General features: G+C 75.4%; 1 protein-coding gene and 1 pseudogene. One reads left to right on the top strand and one right to left on the bottom strand.

The features are described from left to right. Positions 1–35 precede the first annotated feature (35 nt). On the top strand, positions 36–1,340 hold the full coding sequence (locus VGD85_RS20240; protein WP_331065234.1) for a DNA polymerase IV: 1,305 nt from the start codon (positions 36–38) through the stop codon (positions 1,338–1,340). Here the strand turns inward: VGD85_RS20240 and VGD85_RS20235 are convergent. Further along, positions 1,315–1,812: pseudogene (locus tag VGD85_RS20235) on the bottom strand (biotin-dependent carboxyltransferase family protein); the annotation flags it as partial. The gene VGD85_RS20240 and the pseudogene VGD85_RS20235 overlap by 26 nt on opposite strands.

The raw sequence follows: 1,812 nt of genomic DNA, 5'->3' as shown, positions 1-1,812 counted from the left end.
GTGGGCCGGTCGGCGCCAGGAGGTACGTTGCGCCCGTGCGTGCGGAAGCGTCGGTCCTCCACCTGGACCTCGATGCCTTCTTCGCGGCGGTCGAGCAGCGCGACAAGCCCTCGCTGCGCGGCAAGCCGGTGGTGGTCGGCGGCGTCGGCAGCCGCGGCGTGGTGTCGACGGCGTCCTACGAGGCGCGGCGGTACGGCGTCCACTCGGCCATGTCGACCCGGGAGGCCCGCTCGCGATGCCCCCACGCGGCGTTCCTGAGCGGCCGGTTCCACGCCTACCGCGACAGCAGCGAGCGGGTGATGGGCCTGCTGCGGGCCGTCTCGCCGCTCGTCGAGCCGCTGTCGCTGGACGAGGCGTTCGTCGACCTCGAGCGCGCCGACCTGCCGGACCTGTCCGTGCCGGCGGTGACGGCGTTCGCGCAGGACCTCCGGGCGCGGGTCGTCGACGTGACCGGCGGGCTGACCGCGTCGGTCGGCATCGGCACCTCGAAGTTCGTCGCGAAGGTCGCCAGCGACCTCGACAAGCCCGACGGCCTGGTCGTCGTGCCGCCCGGGACCGAGCAGGACCTGCTGCGCCCGATGAACGTCACCGTGATCCCCGGCGTCGGTCCGGCCACCGCGGAGCGGCTGCGACGCGTCGGCATCCACACGATCGCCGAGCTCGAGTCGGTCAGCGAGGAGGAGCTGGTGCGCCTCCTCGGCAGGGCCAGCGGGCACGGGCTGTTCCACCTGGCGCGCGCCCAGGACGACCGGCCGGTGGTGGCGGAGCGCGAGGCCAAGTCGGTGAGTGTCGAGGGCACCTACGACACCGACCTCACCGACCGCAAGCTGATGGAGGGACTGCTGACCCGGCAGGCCGGCGACGTCGCCGGCCGGCTGCGCAAGCACGGCCTCTCCGGGCGGACCGTGACGATCAAGGTCCGCCTCCACGACTTCACGACGCTCAGCCGCTCCACGACGCTCGCCTCCCCCACCGACGCCGCCGGCACGATCGCCCGGACCGCGCGCGGACTGCTCACCGACCTCGACACCTCCGGTGGCGTCCGGCTCTTGGGCGTCGGGGTCTCCGGCCTCGCCGACTGGATCCAGGAGGACCTGTTCGGCGAGACCGCCGAGGAGGACGTCGAGGAGCTCCCGGAGATCGAGGTGCCCCATCACTCGCGGCGCACCTGGGCGCCGGGCATGGACGTCGAGCACACCGCGATGGGCCGCGGCTGGGTGTGGGGGTCGGGCCGGGGCGTGGTGACCGTGCGGTTCGAGACCGCCGAGACCCCGCCGGGGCCGGTCCGCAGCTATGCCGCCGACGACCCCGAGCTCAGGCCCTGGCAGCCGTCGGGCTGAACCACACCTCCTCCCCCGGCCGCAGCTGGGCGCACCGCCACAGGTCGTCGGGGTGCACGACCGCGAGCACCGGGTAGCCGCCCGTCGGCGGGTGGTCGGCGAGGAACACCACCGGCCGTCCGCTCGGCGGGACCTGCACGGCGCCGAGCACCATCCCCTCGCTGGGCAGCTCGTCGTCGCGGACCCGCGGCACCGCGGGCCCGGCCAGGCGCAGACCCACCCGGTTGGAGTCCGCCTCGACGACGTACGGCGAGCCGCACAGCACCTCGAGCGCGTCGACGGCGAACCAGTCGACGCGTGGGCCCGCCACCACCCGGAGCGGACCCGGCCGCGCCGCGGCCGGCGTGTCCAGGGGCCGCGGCGCCGCACCGGCGGGCCCGACGGGGAGCCGGTCGCCCACCGACACCCGCGGCGGGCCCACCCCGGCGAGCGTGTCGGTCGAGCGCGACCCCAGCACCGGCTCGACCGCGAT

It is taken from the genome of Nocardioides sp. (genome assembly GCF_036401255.1).
Classification (GTDB): domain Bacteria; phylum Actinomycetota; class Actinomycetes; order Propionibacteriales; family Nocardioidaceae; genus Nocardioides.
This window is presented reverse-complemented; position numbering and strand designations above follow the sequence as displayed.